At 72.7% G+C, this 19025-nt stretch carries 16 protein-coding genes; 10 read left to right on the plus strand and 6 right to left on the minus strand.

The annotated features are described in order from the left end of the window. Nucleotides 1-3 precede the first annotated feature (3 nt). From HOQ23_RS08190 to lpdA, 3 genes are all read right to left on the minus strand, one after another. Nucleotides 4-927: a TIGR01777 family oxidoreductase gene (locus HOQ23_RS08190; protein ID WP_172213622.1), complete on the minus strand. Its 924-nt coding sequence runs from the start codon at nucleotides 925-927 to the stop codon at nucleotides 4-6. A 122-nt stretch (nucleotides 928-1049) separates the two neighbouring features. Then, on the minus strand, nucleotides 1050-2804 hold the full coding sequence (sucB, locus tag HOQ23_RS08195; protein WP_172213624.1) for a 2-oxoglutarate dehydrogenase, E2 component, dihydrolipoamide succinyltransferase: 1755 nt from the start codon (nucleotides 2802-2804) through the stop codon (nucleotides 1050-1052). 41 nt (nucleotides 2805-2845) lie between these two features. Next, nucleotides 2846-4225: a dihydrolipoyl dehydrogenase gene (lpdA, locus tag HOQ23_RS08200; protein ID WP_367650425.1), complete on the minus strand. Its 1380-nt coding sequence runs from the start codon at nucleotides 4223-4225 to the stop codon at nucleotides 2846-2848. A gap of 126 nt (nucleotides 4226-4351) precedes the next feature. Between lpdA and HOQ23_RS08205 the strand changes: the two genes are divergently transcribed. After that, a complete protein-coding gene (locus tag HOQ23_RS08205; protein WP_253945276.1) occupies nucleotides 4352-4717 on the plus strand; it encodes a hypothetical protein in 366 nt (121 codons plus the stop codon). A gap of 109 nt (nucleotides 4718-4826) precedes the next feature. Beyond that, nucleotides 4827-6122 carry an HNH endonuclease signature motif containing protein gene (locus tag HOQ23_RS08210; protein ID WP_172213628.1) on the plus strand — a complete coding sequence of 432 codons (1296 nt, stop codon included), beginning with the start codon at nucleotides 4827-4829 and terminating at the stop codon, nucleotides 6120-6122. 151 nt (nucleotides 6123-6273) lie between these two features. Here the strand turns inward: HOQ23_RS08210 and HOQ23_RS08215 are convergent, their stop codons facing one another. Then, nucleotides 6274-6648, minus strand: a complete 375-nt coding sequence (locus tag HOQ23_RS08215; RefSeq protein WP_172213630.1) for a hypothetical protein — start codon at nucleotides 6646-6648, stop codon at nucleotides 6274-6276. A 106-nt stretch (nucleotides 6649-6754) separates the two neighbouring features. Next, entirely contained in the window at nucleotides 6755-8272 is a 1518-nt protein-coding gene (locus HOQ23_RS08220) for a leucyl aminopeptidase (protein WP_172213632.1), read from the minus strand. Nucleotides 8273-8313: 41 nt separating this feature from the next. On the opposite strand from HOQ23_RS08220, the gene gcvT reads away from it, so the two are divergent. Genes gcvT through HOQ23_RS08260 form a run of 8 tightly spaced genes read left to right on the plus strand, consistent with a single transcriptional unit; the run spans nucleotide 8314 to nucleotide 15485 of the window. Continuing rightward, nucleotides 8314-9429 carry a glycine cleavage system aminomethyltransferase GcvT gene (gcvT, locus tag HOQ23_RS08225; RefSeq protein ID WP_172213634.1) on the plus strand — a complete coding sequence of 372 codons (1116 nt, stop codon included), beginning with the start codon at nucleotides 8314-8316 and terminating at the stop codon, nucleotides 9427-9429. A gap of 2 nt (nucleotides 9430-9431) precedes the next feature. Continuing rightward, entirely contained in the window at nucleotides 9432-9689 is a 258-nt protein-coding gene (locus tag HOQ23_RS08230; protein ID WP_172213636.1) for a hypothetical protein, read from the plus strand. Between the two features lie 50 nt (nucleotides 9690-9739). After that, the gene (locus HOQ23_RS08235; RefSeq protein WP_172213638.1) at nucleotides 9740-10582 is read left to right on the plus strand and encodes a PhzF family phenazine biosynthesis protein; all 843 of its coding nucleotides are present in this window, start codon (nucleotides 9740-9742) and stop codon (nucleotides 10580-10582) included. A 9-nt stretch (nucleotides 10583-10591) separates the two neighbouring features. Continuing rightward, nucleotides 10592-11401 (plus strand): thymidylate synthase, encoded by an 810-nt coding sequence (locus HOQ23_RS08240; protein ID WP_172213640.1) that lies wholly within the window; start codon nucleotides 10592-10594, stop codon nucleotides 11399-11401. Further along, nucleotides 11391-11888, plus strand: coding sequence for a dihydrofolate reductase (locus HOQ23_RS08245; protein ID WP_172213642.1), 498 nt, complete (start codon nucleotides 11391-11393; stop codon nucleotides 11886-11888). The genes HOQ23_RS08240 and HOQ23_RS08245 overlap by 11 nt, the downstream gene beginning before the upstream one ends. Before the next feature lie 37 nt (nucleotides 11889-11925). Next, nucleotides 11926-12852: an LLM class F420-dependent oxidoreductase gene (locus HOQ23_RS08250; protein ID WP_172213884.1), complete on the plus strand. Its 927-nt coding sequence runs from the start codon at nucleotides 11926-11928 to the stop codon at nucleotides 12850-12852. 43 nt (nucleotides 12853-12895) lie between these two features. Next, nucleotides 12896-13789: a 4-hydroxy-tetrahydrodipicolinate synthase gene (gene dapA / locus HOQ23_RS08255; protein ID WP_172213644.1), complete on the plus strand. Its 894-nt coding sequence runs from the start codon at nucleotides 12896-12898 to the stop codon at nucleotides 13787-13789. A 10-nt stretch (nucleotides 13790-13799) separates the two neighbouring features. Further along, nucleotides 13800-15485: a ribonuclease J gene (locus tag HOQ23_RS08260; RefSeq protein ID WP_172213646.1), complete on the plus strand. Its 1686-nt coding sequence runs from the start codon at nucleotides 13800-13802 to the stop codon at nucleotides 15483-15485. A gap of 132 nt (nucleotides 15486-15617) precedes the next feature. Here HOQ23_RS08260 and HOQ23_RS21200 read toward each other — a convergent pair whose 3' ends face one another. Further along, nucleotides 15618-18749 (minus strand): M4 family metallopeptidase, encoded by a 3132-nt coding sequence (locus HOQ23_RS21200; RefSeq protein WP_172213648.1) that lies wholly within the window; start codon nucleotides 18747-18749, stop codon nucleotides 15618-15620. Nucleotides 18750-19025 lie beyond the last annotated feature (276 nt).

A 19025-nucleotide genomic window follows, 5' to 3' on the forward strand; every position in this document is an offset into this window, starting at 1 on the left:
CGCTCAACGTGCGGGCGGTCCGCCGTCCGCACGCAGCGCGGTGCGCAGCACCGCCGCGACGTCGGGGTCGTGAAAGTCATAGCCGCTGTCGAGCAGCCGGGCCGGGCGCACGTTGAGCGAGCCGAGCAGCTCCGGCGCCATCTCGCCGGCGCCGACGCGCAGCAGCGGTCCCGGCACGAACGCGAACGCCGGGCGGTGCAGCTGCGCGGCGAGCTCGCGGGTGAACTCGGCGTTGGTGGGCGCCACAGGACAGGTGAGGTTGACCGGCCCCTCGAGGTCGGGGTGCTCGGCGGCGTGCACCACGCCGCCGACCCAGTCGCGCAGCGAGCACATCGCCATGTGCTGGCGACCGCTGCCCAGCCGCCCCCCGAGCCCGGCACGGAAGAGCGGCACCAGCTGCTTCAGCGGCGCCGCGCGACGGTCCATCACCGGCGCGGTGCGCAGCACGACCACCCGGGCCCCCGCGTCGACCGCCGGCTGCGCGGCCGCCTGCCAGACCCGGGTGACCCGCGTGAGCAGCGCCTGCCCGCGGCTGTCGGAGGCCTCGGTCAGCTCGTGGTCGCCGTGGTCGCCGTAGTAGGAGATGCCGTTGCCGGCGAGGTACGCCGGCCCCTGCCCGGAGCGGGCGGCCTCGGCGACCGCCCGCGCCAGCACCTCGGTGGAGCGCACCCGGCTCTGCTCCAGCTCCTGGGCCCAGCGTCGCGAGTGCGGGTTGCCCAGGGTGGGGGAGCCGGCCAGGTTGACCACCACGTCGGCGGACCCGATCACCTCGGGGTCCACGGTCCCGGCGGCGGGGTCCCAGGTGGACTCCCCGGGCGCCGCCGCGCCGCGGCGTACGAGCGCGGTGACCCGGTGGCCGCGCCGGTCGAGCTCGGCGCGCAGGTGGGTGCCCAGGAAGCCGGAGGAGCCGGCGATCACGACGTGCATGTCGTCAGCGTGCCACCCGGCACCCCCGAAATGCGCGAGTCGGCGCGAACCGCGGAGCCCTGCGCCGGCCGGAGCCGGGAGAGTTCCGCCGTTCGCGCCGACTCGGCGCGACCAGCGAGGGATCAGACGTCGAAGACGCCCGCCTCGAGACGCTTCTTGACGTCGGCGAGGAAGCGGCCGGCGTCCGCCCCGTCGACCAGGCGGTGGTCGTAGGTCAGCGCGAGGAAGACCATGTGACGCACCGCGATCGTCTCGCCCAGGTTCGGGTCGTCGATCACGACCGGGCGCTTGACGACCGCGCCCGGGCCGAGGATGGCGACCTGCGGCTGGTTGATGATCGGGGTGTCCCACAGCGCGCCGACGCTGCCGAGGTTGGTGATGGTGAAGGTGCCGCCACCGAGCTCGTCCGGGCCGATCTTGTTGGTGCGGGTGCGCTCCGCGACATCGGCGATCTTCTTCGCCAGACCGGCGATCGAGAGGTCGCCGGCGTCCTTCACGACGGGCGTCAGCAGGCCCTTCTCGGTGTCCACCGCGAACGCGACGTTCTCGCGGTCGTAGTAGGTCACCTCGCCGGCCTCGGCGTCGATCGTCGCGTTCAGCTTGGGGTGCTGCTTGAGCGCGTCGATCGCGGCCTTGGCGAAGAACGGCAGGTAGGACAGCTTCACGCCCTCGCGGGACAGGAAGTCGGCCTTCACCGCGTCGCGCAGGCGGGCGACGTTGGTGACGTCGACCTCCACGACCTGGGTCAGCTGCGCGGAGGTGTGCAGCGAGTCCAGCATCCGCTCGGAGATGATCTTGCGCAGGCGGCTGATCTTCTCCGTGGTGCCGCGCAGCGGCGAGGGGGTCACCGACGGGGCGGACGGCGCCGCGGCGGCGGCCGGGGCCGCAGCGGCGGGGGCGGCCTGCTGCTTGGCGGCAGCGGCGGCGTCGAGCACGTCCTGCTTGCGGACGCGGCCGCCGACACCGGTGCCGGAGATGCTGGCGAGGTCGACGCCGTGCTGCTGGGCCAGCTTGCGCACCAGCGGGGTCACGTAGCCGTGGCCGTCACCGGAACCGCTGGGCTTCTCGGCGGCGGGCTCGGGCTTCTTCTCCTCGGCCGCGGCCTTCGGCGCGGGCTCGGACTTCTTCTCGGCAACCGGCTCGGGCTTCTTCTCCGGCTCGGGCTCCGGCTCCGGCTCGGGCTCCGGCTCCGGCTCCGGCTCCGGCTCGGGCTCCGGCTCGGCGGCCTTCTCCTCGGCGGGTGCGGCACCGGCGTCGCCGATGATCGCGAGCTCGGCGCCGACCTCGACCGTCTCGTCCTCCTCGGCCTTGATCTCCAGCAGGGTGCCGGCGATCGGAGAGGGGATCTCGGTGTCGACCTTGTCGGTGGAGACCTCGAGCAGCGGCTCGTCGACGGCGACCTCGTCGCCGACCTGCTTGAGCCAGCGGGTGACGGTGCCCTCGGTGACCGACTCGCCCAGTGCGGGGAGGGTCACGGGGGTGCCGGAGCCGCCCGACTTCTTGGTCTCGGCGGCGGGCTTGGGGGCCTCCTCCGCGGCGGGAGCGGGCTCCTCGGCAGCCGCGGGCTCCTCGGCCTTCTCCTGCTCGGGCTCGGGCTCCTCGGCAGGCTCCTCGGACTCGGAGCCGCCGGCGGACTCGCCCTCGTCGCCGATGAGCGCCAGCACGGCGCCCACCTCGACGGTGTCGTCCTCCTGGGCCTTGATCTCCAGCAGGGTGCCGGCGATCGGGGAGGGGATCTCGGTGTCGACCTTGTCGGTGGAGACCTCGAGCAGCGGCTCGTCCACCGCAACGGTGTCACCGACCTGCTTGAGCCAACGGGTGACGGTGCCTTCGGTGACGGACTCCCCGAGTGCCGGGAGGTTGACTTCGGTGGCCAATGGAGGTTCCTTCGCTCGCGTTCTCTTCGATGTGGGTGGTGTCAGGAATGCGTGTGGAGCGGCTTGCCGGCCAGGGCGAGGTGTGCCTCGCCGAGCGCCTCGTGCTGCGTGGGATGCGCGTGGACGAGAGGGGCGACGTCTTCCGGGTACCCCTCCCAGCCGTGGATCAGCTGGGCCTGCCCCACGAGCTCGCCCACCCGGTCACCGACCAGGTGGATGCCGACGACGGGGCCGTCGGTGCGGCGGATGAGCTTCACGAACCCCTGGGTCTTCAGGATCTGGCTCTTGCCGTTGCCGCCGAGGTCGTAGGTGAGCGTCTCGATGCCGTCCTCGCCGTACGCCGCGCGGGCGGCCGTCTCGTCGAGCCCGACCGAGGCGACCTCGGGAGCGGTGTAGGTGACCCTCGGGATCCCGACCTCGTCGATCGGGCGGGGGTCGAGCCCTGCGATGTCCTCGGCCACGAAGATGCCCTGCGCGAACCCGCGGTGGGCGAGCTGGAGGCCGGGGACGATGTCGCCGACGGCGCGGACGCCGTCGAGGTTGGTGCGGCAGCGCTCGTCGGTGAGCACGAAGCCGCGCTCCATGGCGACGCCCTGCTCGTCGTACCCGAGGCCCTCGGTGCGGGGACCGCGCCCGACGGCGACGAGCAGCACCTCGGCCTCGAGGACCGAGCCGTCGGCGAGGGTGAGCGCGACGCCGTCCTCCGTGTGCTTGACGCTCTCGAAGGAGGTGTCGGTGCGCACGGTGATGCCGCGCTTGGTGAAGGCGCGCTGGAGGGCCTTGGAGGACGCCTCGTCCTCGCCGGCGATCAGCCGGGGGAGCGCCTCCACGATGGTGACGTCGGCGCCGAAGCTGCGCCACACGCTGGCGAACTCGCAGCCGATCACGCCGCCGCCGAGGACGGCGACCGACGCGGGGACGCGGTCCAGGCGCAGGGCGTGCTCGGAGGTGATGACCCGCTCGCCGTCGACCTCGAGGCCGGGCAGCATGCGCGGGTAGGAGCCGGAGGCGAGCACGACGTGGCGCGCGGAGTAGGTGGTGTCGCCGACCGCGACCTGGCGCGGGCCGGTGAGCCGGCCGCGTCCCTCGATCACGGTGACGCCGCGGCTGCGGACCAGGCCGGTGAGCCCGTTGAACAGGCGCTTCACGACGCCGTCCTTGTAGGCGTTGACGCCGGCCATGTCGACGCCCTCGAAGGTGGCGCGGACGCCGAACACCTCGGAGTCGCGGGCGGAGTCGGCCACCTCGGCGGCGTGCAGGAGGGCCTTGGTGGGGATGCAGCCCTGGTGCAGGCAGGTGCCGCCGACCTTCGACTCCTCCACGACGGCGACGCTCAGGTCCAGCTGCGCGGCCCGCAGGGCGCACGCATAGCCACCCGAGCCTCCGCCGAGGATGAGTACGTCGTAGTCGGTGTCGGCCACCGTGTTCCTTCCGTGAGTGCCGCGCGAGCGGGGCCCCATCTTCGCACCTTCTGCCACGCTGTCCACACCGGGTCGCGAGGCGTGAACTGCTCCGCAAGTGCGGTGCCAGCAGGCAGACTGTGCCCCATGGGTCTGATGGATCGCTTCCGCCGCCGCTCCGGTGGCCGGATGAGCAAGCCGGCAGCGGACGGGTTCCGCACCGGCTCCACGAGTGTCCGGGCGTCCAGCAAGGTCGACGAGGAGCACCTGCGCACGTGGGTCACCGAGCGCCGCGGCGTCGAGGGCTTCGTCGAGCCACGCACCGCCGTCAGCGACGTGACCCTGTTGCTGGTCGCCCACGACGGCGAGTGGACGCGCCGCCGCGTCCCCTCCGTCGAGTGGGCGCACCGCTTCTGCAACACCTTCCAGGTCCCCTCCTACGACGCCGCCGTCGTCGGCATCCCGCAGCGCATGCGCGACTACAACCGCCGCCGGAAGCAGCAGGGCCTCTGACGCAGAGGGCACTCGTCGGCGTCGGCGTCGGCGTCGGTCGAGCCTGTCGGGACCCAGCAGCCTGGGGAAGGACCCTTGTTCTCGAACGTGCGTTCGAGTAGAATGAGGCATGGCCGACCCCGAGCTCCCCGACTGCGACACCCCAGCCACCGTGCTGGCGTTCGCACAGGCGCAGCGGGCTGCGGCCCAGGCTGCCGAGGCGAGGCTCCTGGAGGCCGCTCTGGTGTGGGCGGCGATGCACCCGGAGGTGTCGGTGTCCACCAGCCCGACCACCGGGCTGGTGTTCGGGGAGCTGGCCGTCCCGCTGGCGGGTGAGGGCGCCCCGCTGGTGGCGGAGTTCGCGCCGATGGAGCTGGGTGCCGCGCTCGGCCTCTCGACCGACTCCGCCAAGTCGCTGATCGGCGAGGCCCTCGAGCTGGCCCACCGGCTGAAGCGGACCTGGGCCCTCGTGCGGGCCGGAAAGGTCCCTGCGTGGAAGGCGCGGCGGGTCGCGCAGCTGACGACCACGTTGCCGCTCTCCGGTGCGGAGTACGTCGACCGCCAGCTCGCCCCCGTCGTGGGCAAGGTCGGCTTCGCCGCGATCGGACGACTGGTCGAGCACGCCCGGGTGCTGTTCGACCCGGAGGGCGCCGAGAAGCAGCGTCGCCAGGCCGCGGACGGGCGCCGGTTCGACGTCCACACAGAGACAGCCGACTTCGACGGCACCGTGCAGGTCGAGGGCACCCTCGACCTCGCCGACGCACTCGACCTCGACGCCGCGATCCGCCAGGGCGCCCAACAGCTCGCGGCGCTCGGCTCCGAGGAGCCGCTGGACGTGCGCCGCTCCCGGGCCGCCGGCGAGCTCGCCCGCCGCCAGCTCACCCTCGACCTGATGACCGAGACCGGCGAGGGGGCAGGGTCGGTGGTGAAGCCGCGGCAGGTGGTCATCCACGTGCACCTCTCCGAGGCGGCCCTCGGTGGCGAGCCCGGCATCGCGCGCATCGAGGAGACCCGCTCCATCGTCTCCACCGACCAGGTCCGCGACTGGTGCACCAGCGACGCCCAGGTCGTCATCAAGCCCGTCATCGACCTCGACGCCCACCACCACACCGACGCCTACGCGGTCCCCGACCGGCTGGTCGAGCAGACCCGTCTGGCCCAGCCGACGTGCGCCTTCCCGTGGTGCGAACGCCCGGCCCGCCGCTGCGACACCGACCACGTCGTCGCCCACGGCTCAGGCGGCCCGACATGCAGCTGCAACCTGGCGCCGCTGTGCCGGCGACATCACCGCGCCAAGACACATACGGGCTGGACCTACGACCGGACCGATCCGGCGACGTACCTCTGGCGATCCCCGCACGGGCTCCACCTGGTCAAGGACCACGGCACCACCCGCCTCGTCGCCGTCCACCCGCCCGACGAGTAGATCTCGAGCGTCAGGACCCCGTCAGTCGCAGCCGGCGGGGCCGGACCTATGCCCGAAGGTCTCGTCAAGCTCGATCAACGACGGCCGTGCTCGACCAATGCAGGCCCTCGCCGACCGACGGAGCCCCGCTCGCAGCCGGTGCTCCGGACGCTCACGCGCAGGCGTGGCTGGCGTCGGGTGCGGGCCGGAAGACCAGTCTCGTGACCGGTAGGAGTGGGCTCGTGTAGATCGCGAGGTCGACTGCGGGACGGCTCAGGGTGCCGCGGAAGGCGCCGACCGGCCAGGTCTGTGGGTTGCCGCTCCCGGGCGGCACCGTTGTCCGCCAGAGCATGCCGTCGATGAGCGTGAACTCGACACCGCAGTGCGGGTAGATCCCGAAGGCACCGATGGCGCCGACCGGGAAGACGTCCTTCGGGGCGGCGCTGGGGGCCTCCGGGTCCGTTCGCGGACCGGACGCATCCTCCGACGCGCAGGCGACGGCGGCCGCGCACAGCGCCACCGCGACGAGCATCGACCGCAGACCCATGACCGGTGGACGGTGCCGGCGGCACGCCGGTTCCCTGGTCCGTCCACCGGTGGTTCTCGACGAGCTCGACCGACGACGGGGTCCCGCGCGGCCGAGGTGGCCGGGGTCAGCCCTTCGTGTCGGCCAGCGTGCGGGCGTAGTCGACGAGGGTGGCGACGGCGAAGCCGGTGCCGCCGGAGGTGACGTGGCCCGAGGGGCCGCCGGAGGTGTACGCCGGGCCCGCGATGTCGAGGTGGGCCCAGGGGAGTCCGGCGGTGAACTCGCGCAGGAAGGCCGCGGCGTACAGCCCGCCGCCCCAGCGGATCCAGTCGTGCTGGGCGAGGTCGGCGATCTTCGAGGAGTGGATGCGCTCCTCCATGACCTCGGGGATCGGCATCGGCCAGACGTCCTCGCCGGCGCTGGCGGCGGCGCTGCGCACGGCGTCCACGATCTCGGGGGAGCCCATCACGCCGGCGACCTTGTCGCCGAGGGCGACCACCATGTGCCCGGTCAGGGTCGCGACGTCGACGACCACGTCGGGCTTGAGCTCGGTGGCGCGCACCAGCGCGTCGGCCAGCACCAGGCGGCCCTCGGCGTCGGTGTTGAGGACCTCGACGGTGGTGCCGCCATACATCCGCAGCACGTCGCCGGGACGGGTCGCGGCGCCGGAGAGCATGTTCTCGGCCATCGGCACGAACGTGCTGACGCGCACCGGCAGCCCGAGGCGGGCGATGGCGACGGTGGCCTGCACGACGGCCGCCGCGCCGCCCATGTCGGACTTCATCTCGTGCATGTTCGCTGCGGGCTTGATGCTGAGGCCGCCGGAGTCGAAGGTGATGCCCTTGCCGACCAGCGCGAGGTGCGCCGTGGCGTGCTTGGGGGTGTAGCTGATCTCGACCAGGCGCGGGGGAGCGGCCGACCCGGCCCCGACCCCCAGGATGCCGCCGCAGCCGAGCTCGGCCAGGCGCTCCTCGTCGAGCACGGACACCGACAGCTTCGGGGCGCCGCGACCGCTGCCGGCCTCGTTGACGGCCGCCTCGACGGCGTCCGCGAACACCGGCGGCGTCAGGTCGCCGGGCGGGGTGTTGACCCAGTCGCGGCACGTGGCGACGGCCTCGGCCACCACCTGGGCGTCCTCGAAGGCCGTCTTGGCCGCGGAGTCGCGCGCCTCGGGGCTGAGGACGACCACCTCGCCGGGGTGCTCGGCGGAGTCCTCCTTCGCGGATGCCGACTTGTAGGTCGTGAACGTGTAGCCGCCGAGGATCCAGCCCTCGGTGACGGCGCGCACCAGCTCGACGGACTCCGCGGGCAGCGCGAGCGCGACGGAGGCGGAGTTGGGGACCGCGCGGGCGGCGGCACCGGCGGCGCGCCGCACCTGCACGGGGCCCGGGTCCTTGCCGAGGCCGACCAGCACGAGCAGCGGTGCGGTGATGGTGCCGCCGGTCGGGATCCGGGTGATCTCGCCCGCACCGCCCTTGACGCCCAGGCTGGACAGCAGCGGGCGCAGCTTGCGTCCCCAGGCGGCCGCGACGTCCTCGGCGCCGGCGGCCAGCTCCACCCCCTTCGGCGTCTGCACGACACCGACCACGACGGCGTCGCAGCGGGTCTTGGCGGGGCTGGCCTTGCGGAGCGTGTACGACGTCACGGTTGCAGGCTAACGCGTGGCCCCGGCGGTAGGTTGACGCCATGGTCGGATCCTCTGCACCGCTGCTCAGGTCCCCGCTGCACGAACGCCACGCCGAGCTCGGGGCCAAGTTCGCCGAGTTCGGCGGCTGGACGATGCCGCTGGAGTACCCCACCGGGGTCGTCAAGGAGCACCAGGCCGTCCGCGACGGCGTCGGCCTCTTCGACGTCAGCCACCTGGGCAAGGTCGTCGTGCGCGGCCCCGGCGCCGCGGCGTACGTCGACTCGGTCCTCACCAACGACCTCGGCCGGATCCGTCCCGGCCAGGCCCAGTACACGCTGTGCTGCGAGGACGAGACCGGCGGCATCGTCGACGACCTGATCGTCTACCTGCGCGACGACGACGAGGTGCTGCTGGTCCCCAACGCCGCCAACTCCGCCGAGGTCGCCCGCCGCCTCGCCGAGCACGCGCCGCCCGGGGTCGCCGTCGTCGACGAGCACCGCGAGCACGTCGTGCTCGCCGTGCAGGGCCCGGAGTCCGACGAGGTCCTCACCGAGCTCGGGATGCCGGTCGGCCACGACTACATGTCCTTCGCGCTCGCGCCGTTCCGCGGCGAGCGGGTCGTGGTGTGCCGCAGCGGCTACACCGGCGAGCGCGGCTACGAGCTCATCGCGCCGTACGCCGTGGCGGTGCCGCTCTGGGACGCGCTCCTCGACGCCGGCCACCGGCGGGGCATCGTCGCGTGCGGCCTGGGCGCCCGCGACACCCTGCGCACCGAGATGGGCTACCCGCTCCACGGCCAGGACATCACCACCGACACCACCCCCGTCCAGGCCCGCCTGGGCTGGGCCGTCGGGTGGGCCAAGCCGTCCTTCTGGGGGCGCGACGCGCTGCTCGCCGAGCGCGCCGCCGGGCCGAGCCGCCTGCTGCGCGGCCTCGTGGCGTCCGGCCGCGGCATCCCGCGCCCCGGCATGGCGGTCTCCCTCACGCCCGACGTGCGCCTCGGCGAGGTCACGTCCGGCACCTTCTCGCCGACGCTCCGCGCGGGGGTCGGCCTGGCCTACCTGCCGCCGTTCGTCGAGGTCGACACCGAGGTGGGTGTCGACGTCCGTGGTCGCCGCGAGGTCTTCGTGGTGACCAAGCCCCCGTTCGTCCAGCCGTCCGTGCGAGAGGTGTAGCCGTGAGTCTTCCCGACCAGCCCCCGACCTTCCGTCCGCCCCTGCCCGCGGAGCAGCCCTGGTGGTGGCGCCCCGAGGACGCCTCCGGTGTCGAGGTGAGCATCGAGGGCGAGCTCGCCGGGCAGCGCTTCGAGAGCCAGGCCGACGCCGAGTCGTGGGTCGGCGAGATCTGGGCCGACCTCGCCGCGGCGGGCGTCGACGCGGTCACGCTCTTCGAGCACGACCGGGTCGTCTACGGCCCGATGTCGCTGCACCCCTGAGCCCTCGCTGACCGGTCCCCCGGTGGGACGCGATGGGTACGGTGCCGGGCATGCACCGCTTCCGCCAGGTCGACGTCTTCTCCTCCGCCCCGCTGCTCGGGAACCCGGTCGCCGTGGTCCACGACGCCGACGACGTGTCGGACGCCGACATGGCCGCGTTCGCGCGGTGGACCAACCTGTCCGAGACCACGTTCCTGCTGCGCCCGACGGAGCCCGGAGCCGACTACCGGCTGCGGATCTGGACCCCGGGCGGCGAGCTGCCGTTCGCCGGGCACCCGACGCTCGGCAGCGCCCACGCCTGGCTCGAGGCCGGCGGGGTGCCGGCCGGCACCGACCTGGTGCAGGAGTGCGGGGCGGGGCTGGTGCGGATCCGGCGCACCGACCGGCTCGCGTTCGCCGCGCCGCCGCTGATGCGCTCCGGCCCGGTCGACGAGGCGGACCTGGCCCGCATCGCCCGTGCGCTGGGCATCGACGTCGCCGAGATCGCCGGCAGCGCCTGGATCGACAACGGCCCCGGCTGGGTCGGCGTCCAGCTCGGCGACGCCACCGCGGTGATCGGCCTCCAGCCCGACTTCGCCGCCTTCGGCGACCTCAAGATCGGCGTGGTCGGCATCTACCCGCCCGGCGCGAGCGACGCGGAGATCGAGGTGCGCGCGTTCTGCCCTGGCTACGGGATGCCCGAGGACCCGGTCACCGGCAGCCTCAACGCCGGGCTCGCGCAGTGGCTGGCCGGCACCCGCCTGCCCACGTCGTACGTCGCCTCGCAGGGCACCGCGCTGGGTCGGCGGGGCCGGGTGCACATCGAGACCGCCGCGGACGGCACCATCTGGGTCGGCGGCGACACCGCGACCACGGTGGACGGCAGCGTGCTCCTGCCCGGCGCCGACGGCTAGGCTCGCGCCGTGCGCGCCTACCTCGACCTCGTCCAGCGCATCCTCGACGAGGGTGTGGAGAAGTCCGACCGCACCGGGACCGGGACCCGGTCGGTGTTCGGCCACCAGATCCGCTTCGACCTGAGCGCCGGCTTCCCGCTGGTCACGACGAAGAAGGTGCACACCCGCTCGGTGTTCGGCGAGCTGCTGTGGTTCCTGCGCGGCGACACCAACGTGAAGTGGTTGCACGAGCGCGGCATCTCCATCTGGGACGAGTGGGCCGACGAGAACGGCGACCTCGGTCCGATCTACGGCCACCAGTGGCGCTCCTGGCCGACCCCCGACGGCGGCCATGTCGACCAGATCGCCCAGGTCGTCGCCCAGCTGCGCGCCGACCCCGACTCGCGCCGCCACATCGTGTCGGCCTGGAACGTCGCCGACGTCCCGTCGATGGCGCTGGCGCCGTGCCACACCATGTTCCAGTTCTATGTCGCGCCGCAGCCCGAGGGCCCCGGCCGGCTATCGTGCCAGCTCTACCAGCGCAGCGCCGACGTGTTCCTCGGCGTGCCGTTCAACATCGCCTCCTACGCCCTGCTGACCCACATGGTCGCCCAGGTGGCCGGCCTGGAGGTCGGCGACTTCGTGCACACCTTCGGCGACGCGCACCTGTACAGCAACCACCTCGAGCAGGCCCGCCTCCAGCTCACCCGCGAGCCGCGGCCGCTGCCGACACTGCACCTGGACCCCTCGGTCACCGAGCTCGACGCCTTCGAGCTCGAGCACATCACCCTCGAGGGCTACGACCCGCACCCGGCGATCAAGGCCCCCGTTGCCGTCTGAGGTCGGCGCCCGTCCCCGGGTCGTGCTGATCGCGGCCGTCGCCGAGAACGGCGTGATCGGCGCGGACGGCACCATCCCGTGGCACCTGCCCGAGGACTTCGCGCACTTCAAGCGCACCACGCTGGGCCACGTGCTGGTGATGGGACGCGCGACGTACGACTCGATCGGGCGCCCGCTGCCGGGTCGCACCACCGTCGTGCTGACCCGCGACCCGGCCTGGTCCGCGCCGGGGGTGCTCGTCGCCCACGACCTCGACGAGGCCCTGGCCATCGCCGCCGAGCACGGCGACACGGCGTACGTCGCCGGGGGAGCGGCGGTCTACGCCCTCGCGCTCCCGGTGGCCGACGAGCAGGTGCTCAGCGAGGTGCGCCTGCGCCCCGAGGGGGACACCTTCTACCCCGAGATCGACCCGGCCGAGTGGCGCGAGGTCGCCCGCGAGCCGCACGACGGGTTCGACGTGGTCCGCCTGGTGCGCGTGCAGGACTGAACCACCCGCCTGCCAGAGTGGGGGCATGAGCAACGGTGTGGAGCTGCGCGTGTTCACCGAGCCCCAGCAGGGCGCGACCTACGACGACCTGCTGCGGGTCGCCCAGGAGGCGGAGCGCCTCGGGTACGGCGCGTTCTTCCGCTCCGACCACTACCTGACGATGGGCGGCGACGGCCTGCCCGGGCCCACCGACGCGTGGACCACGCTGGCCGGGCTGGCCCGCGAGACCAGCACCATCCGGCTCGGCACCCTGATGACCTCCGCGACCTTCCGCCACCCCGGCCCGCTGGCGATCCAGGTCGCCCAGGTGGACCAGATGAGCGGCGGGCGCGTCGAGCTCGGCCTCGGTGCCGGGTGGTTCGCCGCCGAGCACGCGGCGTACGCCATCCCGTTCCCCGACACCCGTGAGCGCTTCGACCGCTTCGAGGAGCAGCTCGCCGTCATCACCGGGCTGTGGCGCACCCCGGCGGGCGAGCTCTTCGAGCACGCCGGCGCGCACTACCCGGTCGTCGACTCGCCGGCGCTGCCCAAGCCGGCGCAGACCCCGACGCCGCCGATCATCATCGGCGGGCGTGGCAAGCGGCGCACGCCCGCGCTCGCCGCCTTCTACGCCGCCGAGTTCAACCTGCCGTTCGTCGGCCTCGAGGAGACCGGCGAGCAGGTCGCCCGGGTCTCGCGGGCCTGCGAGGACATTGGGCGCGACCCCGCCACGATGACCTGGTCCAGCGCGCTGGTGCTGTGCGTGGGGAAGGACGAGGCGGAGATCGCGCGCCGCGCCGCCGCCATCGGCCGCGACGTCGCCGAGCTCCGCGAGAACGGCCTGGCCGGCACGCCCGAGGAGGTCGTGGCCAAGATCCACGCCTACCGCGAGGCCGGCCCGCAGCGCTTCTACCTGCAGGTCCTCGACCTCGCCGACCTCGACCACCTGCGTCTGGTGGCGGCCGAGGTCGCGCCGCACCTGTGACCGGGCACGCGGTCGCCGGCCGCGGGGGGATAGCCTTGCCCGCATGACCTCGGCTGCACCCTTCGGCACCGTCCTCACCGCGATGGCCACCGCGTTCCACGCCGACGGCTCCCTCGACCTCGACGGCACCGCGCGCATCGCGCGCCACCTCGTCGACAACGGCCACGACGGCCTCGTCGTCTCCGGCACGACCGGTGAGTCGCCCACGACCACCCCCGCGGAGGACGGCGAGATCCTCGCTGCCGTGAAGGACGCGGTCGGCGACCGCGCCACCCTGGTCGCCGGTGTCGGCACCAACGACACCCGCACCTCCATCGCGCTGGCCCAGCAGGCGCGTCGCAACGGCGCCGACGGCGTGCTGCTGGTGACGCCGTACTACAACAAGCCCGGGCAGCGCGGCATCCTCCAGCACTTCCGCCAGGTCGTCGACGCCGCCGAGCTGCCGGTCATGCTCTACGACATCCCCGGTCGCACCGGCAGCCAGCTCTCCCTGGAGACCTACGCCGCGATGGCCGACTGGGAGAGCGTCGTGGCGGTCAAGGACGCCGTCGGCGACCTGCCGCGCGGCGTGCGCATCATGCAGATGGGCTACGCCGTCTACTCCGGCGACGACATCGCCAACCTCGGCTGGTTGGCGCACGGCGCCGTCGGCTTCGTGTCCGTGTGCGGACACGTGATGGGCAACGAGCTGCGTGCCCTGCACGACGCCTACCGGGCCGGCGACGCCGTCAAGGCCCTCGAGATCTTCACGCGGATGCTCCCCGCGATCGACGCCGTCATGGGCGTCCCCAACTACGGAGCCACCACCGCCAAGGCAGCGCTCCAGCTCCTCGGCGTACTCGACAACCGGCGCGTCCGCTCCCCGCTGGTGGAGCTGGACGACGACGAGGTCGCCGCGCTGCGCGCGGCCCTGGTCGCGGCCGACCTACTGCAGTAAGGACCGCATCTTGAGCCACTCCCACCCCGAGCTGTCCACTCCGCCCGCACTGCCCAAGGGGGGCCTCCGGGTGACCCCGCTCGGTGGCCTGGGCGACGTCGGGCGCAACATGACCGTCTTCGAGTACGACGGCCGACTGCTGATCGTCGACTGTGGCGTGCTGTTCCCCGAGGACCACCAGCCCGGCGTCGACCTGATCCTCCCGGACTTCTCCTCGATCCGTGAGCGCCTCGAGGACATCGAGGCGCTGGTCCTGACCCACGGGCACGAGGACCACATCGGCGCCACGCCGTACCTCCTGCGCGAGCGCCAGGACATCCCGCTGGTCGGCTCCGAGCTGACCCTGGCGCTGCTGGACTCCAAGCTGCGCGAGCACCGTCTGCGCCACACCGTGCACCACCAGGTGCGCGAGGGCGACAAGATCACCTTCGGGCCCTTCGAGCTCGAGTTCGTCGCGGTCAACCACTCCATCCCGGACGCGCTCGCCGTGGCGATCCGCACCGGTGCCGGCCTGGTGCTGCACACCGGCGACTTCAAGATGGACCAGCTGCCCCTGGACGGCCGGATCACCGACCTGCGTGCCTTCGCCCGGCTCGGCGAGGAGGGGGTCGACCTGTTCCTCACCGACTCCACCAACGCCGAGACCCCCGGCTTCACGCCGGCGGAGAAGAACATCACCCCGGTCATCGACCAGGTGTTCCGCGAGTCCACCCAGCGCATCATCGTGGCCTGCTTCGCCTCCCACGTGCACCGCGTCCAGCAGGTCCTCGACGCCGCGGTGGCGCACAACCGCAAGGTCGCCTACGTCGGCCGCTCGATGGTGCGCAACATGGCCATCGCCCGCGACCTGGGCTACCTGACCGTGCCGGAGGGCGTGCTGGTCGAGGCCAAGGAGCTCGCGCACCTCGCGCCCGAGCGCCAGGTGCTGATCTCGACCGGGTCGCAGGGCGAGCCGATGAGCGCCCTGAGCCGGATCGCGCAGCGCAACCACAACTTCGTGCACATCGAGGAGGGCGACACCGTCCTGCTCGCCTCCAGCCTGATCCCGGGCAACGAGAACGCCGTGTACCGCGTCATCAACGGCCTGGCCCGCTGGGGCGCGCGGGTGGTGCACAAGGGCAACGCCATGGTGCACGTGTCCGGGCACGCCAGCGCCGGTGAGCTGCTGTACTGCTACAACATCGTCCAGCCGCGCAACGTGATGCCGGTGCACGGCGAGATCCGGCACCTGCTGGCCAACGGCGAGCTCGCCAAGGCCACCGGTGTGGAGAACGTCGTCATCGCCGAGGACGGCGTCGTGGTCGACCTCATCGACGGGGTCGCCAAGGTCACCGGCAAGGTCGACTGCGGCTACGTCTTCGTTGACGGCTCCTCGGTCGGCGACATCACCGAGTCCGACCTGAAGGACCGTCGGATCCTCGGCGAGGAGGGGTTCGTCTCGGTCATCGTCGTGGTCGACTCGGTCAGCGGCAAGGTCGCGTCCGGACCGGAGATCCACGCGCGGGGCAACACCTTCTCCGACGCGGACTTCGAGGACATCAAGCAGCCGATCATCGACGCGCTCGACCGCGCGATCGCCGAGGGCAACACCGACACCTACCAGCTCCAGCAGACCGTGCGCCGCACGATCGGGCGCTGGGTCAGCAACGCCCACCGCCGCCGTCCGATGATCATCCCGGTGGTCATCGAGGCCTGAGCGGCCCGCCCCACGCAGGGCACGGAGGACGGAAACGGGCCCCGCCGGACCATGTCCGGCGGGGCCCGTTCGCATCTGGACCGCGGGGAGCGGGGGAGCGGCGGCACCGCAGGCCCGGTGCCGCCGCGTCCGCTACTTCTTCTTCGCGACCACCCGGACCTTGAACGTGGCCCGGCTGGCCTTCACCGTGTCGCTGCCGAGGTACTTCACGACCAGGGTGTGCTTGCCGGGCTTGAACTTCGGCCCGGTCGCCTTGACCGTGATCCGGGCCTTGCCGTTCGGGCCGAGCGTGGCGCGGGCGACGTTCTTGCCCTTGGCCAGCACCTGCACGGTGCCGGTCGGGGTGGTGCCCGGGGCCTTCACCGTGACGACGGCCCGGAAGGACCCGCCGCGTGCGACCTGCGCCGGCTTGGCGACCGCGGTGGTGGTGGAGCGCACCGCGGCCGGCGGGACGGTCCCGTCGGAGCAGACGACCACCTGGATGTCGTCGACGTACCAGCCGTCGATGCCGTTGCAGCCGTCGCGGCCCATGTCGAAGCGGAACCGCAGCTCGTCGCCCGGCTTGCCGAGCTCGCTCAGGTCGACCTGGGTCTGACCCCACGAGCCGCGGATCTCCCCGCCGTCGGTGCCGGTCCAGGCCGGCTCGCCGGCCATCGGGTTGGTGTTGTCGGACGTGCCGTCCAGCTCGGCGTTGGGGCCGTTGAAGAGGAACGCCTCCTCGGGCAGCAGCTCGAAGTCGCCGCCGTTGACGCTGACCTTCACGTTGCCGCCGTCCCACGCCGCCTCGGTGGCGACGTAGTGGTCGAACGACATCCGCGGCGAGGTGCCCGCGGGCAGCTCGATGACCGGGCTGATCAGCCCGTTGCGGCTCGAGATGTCGGCGGCGTCACCGGCACAGCTGCCGTCGGTGGGGTCCGGGGCGAACGCGACCTGCGAGGTGTGCCCGCCGGGTGCGTCGTCCACGGCAGTCCACTCGTAGCCCTGGCTGCCCTCGAAGACGGTCTCCTCGTCCTGGGTCCAGCCGGCGAGCCCGTCCTCGAAGTCCTCGGACCACACGACCTCGGTCTCCAGGCCGTCACCGCACTCGAACGCCGGGGCGTCGGGGGAGAGGAGCGGCTGGAAGTCGCACTGGGTCGGCTCCTGGTCCAGCTCGACGGCCTCGGCGACCGCCGCGACCGCGGCGCAGTCCTCGGCGGCGATGACCTCGTCGGAGGCCTGCTGGTCACGCGCCTGGGTGGAGAGCGCGTTGATCCCGCGTCCGGTCAGGTCGGCGCACGAGGCGGCCAGCCCGTCGGCGAGGTCGGAGAAGTCCGACGTCGGGGTCAGGTAGTTGGCCTGGGTGCGCCAGAAGACGTGCGCGGCCTTGGTCAGCCCGATGCTCGGGACCGTGACGTCGTTGTAGGTGCCACCGTCGACCAGCAGGGCGAAGGCGTGGTTGGGGACGCCGGAGTTGCTGTGCACGCCGCCGGCGTCGTCGGTGCTGCAGTGGTACTCGGCGTCCGAGACCTTGCCCGGGTCGCCGTAGCAGGTCGGGTTCCACATGTCGCGGATCGCGCCGCCGAAGGCGGGGTCGCCCTCACCGGAGAGCCAGCGGTAGGAGTTGTCGGTCGGGTCCTCGCCGGCCGGGCCGACGGTGATGTTGACCGGCTCGGTGGCCGCCTTGATCTTGGCGCCGTCCGCGGTGCGGATCATCAGGCCGTAGATGTCGGCGCTGCCGGACATCGAGATCGGGGCGCCCGCGGGGTCGTTGTTGCCGACCACGATGCCGGTGGCACCGGCCGACTCCGCGTTGGCCGCCTTGATGGCGAAGGAGCAGGTGCCGCGGTCGACGTAGGCGAAGACCCCGTCGACCTCGTCGGCGTTGGTGAACTCGGTGCAGCCGTCGGTGGCGGTCGTGCCGTCGGTGGCGTCGTCGATCGCGACGACGACGTCGGTGGTGACCGGCTCGGAGAAGACGGGGCCGAACGAGGCCGGCGCGGCGTCGCACGGGCCGGCGATCGAGGCGGGGGAGTTGATCGTCATCTCGATCGGGCCGCGGGTGTACGCCGAGCACTGCCCGTCGGTGCGGCGGGTGTTGGGCGTCTCGTTGAAGCGGTCGTTGATCTGGTCGACGGTCTCGCCCCAGATGTCGGAGAACGACTCGTTCATCGCGCCGGCCTGCCACTGGTAGATCAACCCGGAGGTGTACTCCGTGTAGGCGTGGCCCCACTCGTGCGCCACGGTGTCGTCACTGGTGACGCCGTTGCAGTAGTTGGTGGTCACGCCGTTCCAGTTGGCGTTGGGGCAGCTGATGCGCGGGTCGTTGTTGACGGTGCGCATGATCGCGCCGCGGTCGTCGTAGGAGTCACGACCGAAGGCGTTGTAGAAGAACCAGTACGCGTCGCCGGTGCCGTCGACGAGGTCGAGCTGGGAGGAGTTCAGGCCGGTGCGCGGGTTGCCCTCGCGCCACACCCGGTCGAGCTTGACGGTGTCGTCGCTGTCGTCGTCGGGGGTGCCGCCGTTGTTGACCGAGGCCTCGTAGAGCTCGCGCTCGAGGCTGTGGATCATCGACCAGCGGTTGACTGGCTTGCCGCTGGCGGCGTCGATGATCACGGTGTCGCGCACGTCGCGCTCGTTGGTCACCTCGACCTCGTAGGCGAGCACGGCGTCGCCGGCCTCGCCCTTGATCGCGCCGAGGCGGTAGATCACCAGGTCGGCGGAGGCCGCCTCCACTCCGGCGGCCCGTGAGCCCTCCGGCGGGTCGGCCTTCACGGTGGTGACCGCGCGCTCGCCCGCCTCGGCGGGGGTGAGACGCGGGGACGTGGCGAGGTCGAGGTCGGGGGCGACGTAGCCGTTCACGGCCGTCAGGTCGCCCTCGCGGTCGAGGTGCGCGCGCAGCCGGGACCCGAAGACCTCCACGCCGCGGTAGCGCTGGACGTAGTCGACGGTCCAGCCGTGCTCGTCGGCGGTGACGCCGCTCTGCACGAGCTGGCCGCGGGGGGCGCCGAAGGCGCGGCTGTAGCGGTCGAGGTAGGCGGAGGCCTTCTCGACCGAGCCCTTGCGGGAACCGCCCTCCACCGAGGGGAGCAGGTCCTCGTCGGCGCGGGCGAAGCCGACCGCGCCGGTCGCGTCCTCGCGCGAGAGCTGCACCTTGCCGTCGGCGGCGCTGCGCATCTTGGCGACGAGTCCGTCGTCGGGGGCGGTGGTCTGGGGAGCGGGCCCCGCGGCCGAGGCCTGGAGCCCCGGTGCGGCCGCGAGGCCGGCTGCTACGAGTGCAAGGCTCAATCCCTGCATGGAGAACTTCACGAGATGGCTTCCCCTCCGAGTGTGGGTGACGCCGGCGCCTCCTGCAGGCGACCGTGCAGGAACAGTAAGGACCGGCAGGGACAGCGGTCCAGAGACACGCCGGAAATCGTCCGCCACGGGGCGCTCGAGGCGGCAAGCCTGTGGTCGGCCGCGCCGCTGGCGAGGCAGGGTTGCGGTCACCGTCGGCGGGCCGAGGAGATGCTCCGGCCTCCCGGTCCCGGCGCTCGACAGGGCTCCAGCCGCCGGTGCCACCGC

The sequence above is a fragment of the Nocardioides sp. zg-DK7169 genome, assembly GCF_013155365.1.
Taxonomy (GTDB): Bacteria; Actinomycetota; Actinomycetes; order Propionibacteriales; family Nocardioidaceae; genus Nocardioides.